The organism is Micrococcus sp. KRD012 (assembly GCF_017168555.1).
Lineage (GTDB): Bacteria > Actinomycetota > Actinomycetes > Actinomycetales > Micrococcaceae > Micrococcus > Micrococcus luteus.
Genome location: NZ_JABFBB010000024.1, coordinates 27,828 through 32,242, shown reverse-complemented (window position 1 = coordinate 32,242; position 4,415 = coordinate 27,828). Strand labels below are relative to the sequence as shown.

Annotated in this window: 2 protein-coding genes; both read right to left on the bottom strand. The window is 71.7% G+C overall.

Features of this window, described 5'->3' with window-relative positions; translation table 11 throughout:
* Positions 1 to 52 precede the first annotated feature (52 nt).
* The gene (locus J1M37_RS10090; RefSeq protein WP_206452552.1) at positions 53 to 2,275 is read right to left on the bottom strand and encodes an NADP-dependent isocitrate dehydrogenase; all 2,223 of its coding nucleotides are present in this window, start codon (positions 2,273 to 2,275) and stop codon (positions 53 to 55) included.
* A gap of 315 nt (positions 2,276 to 2,590) precedes the next feature.
* Positions 2,591 to 4,282 (bottom strand): bifunctional phosphoribosylaminoimidazolecarboxamide formyltransferase/IMP cyclohydrolase, encoded by a 1,692-nt coding sequence (gene purH / locus J1M37_RS10085; RefSeq protein ID WP_206452551.1) that lies wholly within the window; start codon positions 4,280 to 4,282, stop codon positions 2,591 to 2,593.
* Between the last annotated feature and the right edge of the window lie 133 nt (positions 4,283 to 4,415).

The following is a 4,415-nucleotide window of genomic DNA, read 5'->3' as shown; positions in this document are numbered from 1 at the left end:
GGGCCGGGCCGCGCGCTCCACGCACGCGGCCCGGCCCCCGACGCTCAGTCGCTCAGACGGAGAGCTTGTCCACGATCGCGTTGAGCGTCGCGGACGGACGCATCACCGAGGTGACCTTCTCCATCTCCGGCGCGTAGTAGCCGCCCAGGTCCACCGGGGAGCCCTGCACGCCGTTGAGCTCGGCCAGGATGGTCTCCTCCTGGGCCTCCAGCTCCTCGGCGATCGGCTTCGCCGCGGCCGCCAGCTCGGCGTCCTCGGTCTGCTTCGCCAGCTCGCGGGCCCAGTACAGCGCCAGGTAGAAGTGGCTGCCGCGGTTGTCCAGCTCGCCGACCTTGCGCTTCGGGGACTTGCCCTCGATCAGCAGGGTGCCGGTGGCGGCGTCCAGGGTGTCCGCGAGCACCTGCGCGCGGTGGTTCTCGTTCGCGACCGCCTCGTGTTCGAAGGACACGGCCAGCGCGAGGAACTCACCGAGGGAGTCCCAGCGCAGGTGGTTCTCCTCCAGCAGCTGCTGCACGTGCTTCGGGGCGGAGCCGCCCGCGCCGGTCTCGAACAGGCCGCCGCCGTTGAGCAGCGGGACGATCGAGAGCATCTTCGCGGACGTGCCCAGCTCGAGGATCGGGAACAGATCCGTGTTGTAGTCACGCAGCACGTTGCCGGTCACGGAGATGGTGTCCTCGCCGCGGCGGATGCGCTCCACCGAGAGCTTGGTGGCCTCCACCGGGGAGAGGATGCGCAGATCCAGGCCCTCGGTGTCGTGCTCCTTGAGGTACTCCTCGACCTTCTTGATGAGCTCGCGGTCGTGGGCGCGGGTCTCGTCCAGCCAGAACACGGCCGGGGTCTGGGACGCGCGGGCGCGGGTCACGGCCAGCTTCACCCAGTCGCGCACCGGGACGTCCTTGGTCTGGCAGGCGCGCCAGATGTCGCCGGCCTCGACCTCGTGGGAGAGCAGGGTCTCCCCGGCGGAGTTCTTCACGGCCACGGTGCCCGCGGCGTCCATGATGAACGTCTTGTCGTGCGAGCCGTACTCCTCGGCCTTCTGCGCCATGAGGCCCACGTTCGGGACGGTGCCCATGGTGGTGGGGTCGTAGGCGCCGTTGGCCTTGCAGTCGTCGATCACGGCCTGGTAGACGCCGGCGTAGGAGGAGTCCGGGATGACGGCCAGGGTGTCCTGGGTCTGGTCGTCCTTGTTCCACATGCGGCCGGAGGTGCGGATCATGGCGGGCATGGAGGCGTCCACGATCACGTCGGAGGGCACGTGGAGGTTGGTGATGCCCTTGGCGGAGTTCACCATGGCCACGTCCGGGCCGTTCTCGTAGGCGGCGGCGATGGCGGCGCGCACACCCTCGGCGGTCTCGGCGTCGAGCTTGTCCAAGCCGCCCTCGATCGCGGCGAGGCCGTTGTTCGCGGACAGGCCGGCGGCGGCCAGCTGCTCGCCGTACTTCTCGAACAGCTCGGAGAAGTAGGCCTTCACGACGTGGCCGAAGATCACCGGGTCGGAGACCTTCATCATGGTGGCCTTCAGGTGCGCGGAGAAGAGGATGCCCTCCTCCTTGGCGCGCTTGACCTGCTCGGCGAGGAACGCGTCCAGGGCCTTGGCGGACATGAACGTGCCGTCCACGACCTCGCCCTTGAGGACCTTCAGGCCCTCCTTGAGCACGGTGGTCTTCCCGTCCTCACCGGTGAACTCGATCGTCAGCACGTCGGCGGCCGGCAGGGTCACGGACTGCTCGTTGGCGCGGAAGTCGTCCGCGCCCATGGTGGCGACGGCGGTCTTGGAGTCCGGGGTCCACTCGCCCATCGAGTGGGGAAAGCGCTTGGCGTACGCCTTCACGGCCTTCGGGGCGCGGCGGTCCGAGTTGCCCTCGCGCAGCACCGGATTCACGGCGGAGCCCTTGACGGAGTCGTAGCGCGCCTTCGCGTCCTTCTCCGCGTCCGTCTTCGGCTCGTCCGGGTACTCCGGCAGCGCGTAGCCGTGCGCCTGCAGCTCCTTGATCGCGGCGCGCAGCTGCGGCACGGACGCGGAGATGTTCGGCAGCTTGATGACGTTGGCCTCGGGGGTCTTCACGAGCTCGCCGAGCTCGGCGAGGGCGTCCGCGGTGCGCTGGTCCTCGGGCAGGACGTCCTTGAACGCGGCGAGGATGCGGCCGGCTAGCGAGATGTCACGGGTCTCCAGCTCCACGCCGGCGGTGCCCGCGTAGGCGCGCACGATCGGCAGCAGCGACGCGGTGGCCAGCATGGGCGCCTCGTCCGTGAGCGTGTAGATGATCTTCGACATGCGGATGATCTCTCCTTCTGGCCGCACTCGAGACGCGGCCCTCGTCGGCAGGGAACGGGTGACTCGCCGCCAATCTACCCGGCGTCTCGGACGCGCCACACCGTGTGTGGCTCGGCGTCAGCGCCCCCGGCCGTCACCGGTGCCCTCGCCGGGCCGGGAGGGATCGCCCGGGTACCAGGGGGGGCGTCGGGTCGGAGGGGGCGCCCTCCGACGACGGCGGCGTGGATCGTGGCCGGCTCAGGTGCCCCGCACGGCCTGGGCGATGAAGAAGGAGACGACCAGGCCGAGGGGCTCCACACCATCGGCCCGCCCCGCTCAGCCGTGGAAGAAGTGGCGCGCCCCGGTCAGGTACAGGGTCACGCCGGCGGCCTCGGCCGCGGCCACGACCTCCTCGTCCCGGACGGAGCCGCCCGGCTGGACGACGGCCTTCACGCCGGCGTCGATGAGGATCTGCAGCCCGTCCGCGAACGGGAAGAACGCGTCCGAGGCGGCCACGGACCCGCGGGCCCGCTCGGGGGCGCCCTCCCCGGAGACGTTCTCCGCGCCGCCGGCGCTGTTCACGTCCTGCCCGCCGGTCTGCGCCGCGCCCAGGGTGTTGGCGCGCTCGACGGCCAGGCGGCAGGAGTCGAGGCGGTTGACCTGGCCCATGCCCACGCCGACCGTGGCGCCGTCGTGGGCCAGCAGCACGGCGTTGGACTTGGCCGCGCGCACGGCGCGCCACGCGAAGGCCAGGTCGGCCAGGACGGCCTCGTCGGCGGCCGGGCCGGCGGCGAGGGTCCAGGTGGCCGGGTCGTCGCCGTCCGCGTCCACCGCGTCCGCGATCTGCAGCAGCATGCCGCCGGAGACCTGCTTGGCCTCCACCGCGTCCCGCAGGAAGCCCTCGGGCAGGCTCAGCAGGCGCAGGTTCTTCTTGGCGGAGAGGATCTCCAGGGCCTCGGGTTCGAACGCCGGGGCCACGACGACCTCCGTGAACACGTCCTTCACCTGGGCGGCCATGGCGGCGGTGACGGGGCGGTTGGCCGCGATCACGCCGCCGAACGCGGAGACCGGATCGCACGCGTGGGCCTTGGCGTGCGCCTGCGCGATGTCCGTGCCCTCGTCCGTGACGGCCACGCCGCACGGGTTGGCGTGCTTGACGATCGCCACGGCCGGGACCGGGTGGTCGAAGGCGGCGCGCACCGCGGCGTCGGCGTCCACGTAGTTGTTGTAGCTCATCGGCTTGCCGTGCAGCAGCTCGGCCTGCGCGATGCCGGGGGCCGCCGAGGAGTCCAGGTACAGCGCCGCGGGCTGGTGCGGGTTCTCGCCGTAGCGCAGGATCTGCGCGCGCTCGAGGGAGAAGCCGGCGTAGAGCGGGAACACGGGGATCTCGTCGGCGTGGATGTCCTCGCCGAAGTGGGCGGCGGTCCAGGCGGCCACGGCGTTGTCGTACGCCGCGGTGTGGGCGAAGGCCAGGGCGGCCAGGCGCCGGCGGGCGCGCAGGTCGAAGCCGCCGGACTGGGCGGCCTGGACGACCTCGCCGTAGCGGGCCGGGTCCACGACGATCGCCACGGACGCGTGGTTCTTCGCGGCCGCGCGCACCATGGACGGCCCGCCGATGTCGATCTGCTCGACGACGGCGTCCTCCGCGGCGCCCGAGTTCACGGTGTCCACGAACGGGTAGAGGTTCACGACGACGAGGTCGAACGGCTCCACCTCGAGCGCGCGCAGCTGGGTCACGTGGTCCTCGCGACGACGGTCCGCCAGGATGCCCGCGTGCACGCGCGGGTGCAGCGTCTTCACGCGGCCGTCCAGGCACTCCTGGAACCCGGTGACCTCGGCGACCTCGGTCACCGGCACGCCGGCGGCGGCGATGCGCTGGGCGGTGGAGCCGGTCGAGACGATCTGCACGCCCGCGGCGTGGAGCCCGGTGGCGAGCTCCTCGAGGCCGGTCTTGTCGTACACGGAGATCAGGGCCCGCTTCAGGGGCACCGTGTCCAGGACGGTGGTGATGGGCTGGGCAGAGGTCACGAGGGGGTGCTCCTTCGAGGGGGTCCGGGTGCGTCCCCCAGCATAGGCCGGGCCGCATAATGGCCCAGGCGTCCGCGTGACGGACCGCCCCCCCCACTCCACCCGACGAACGGGAGCCGACCATGTCCTCCGC

Excerpts from the sequence above, each read along its gene's own strand:
- J1M37_RS10090 (WP_206452552.1), bottom strand. The coding sequence starts at position 2,275 with ATGTCGAAGATCATCTACACGCTCACGGACGAGGCGCCCATGCTGGCC.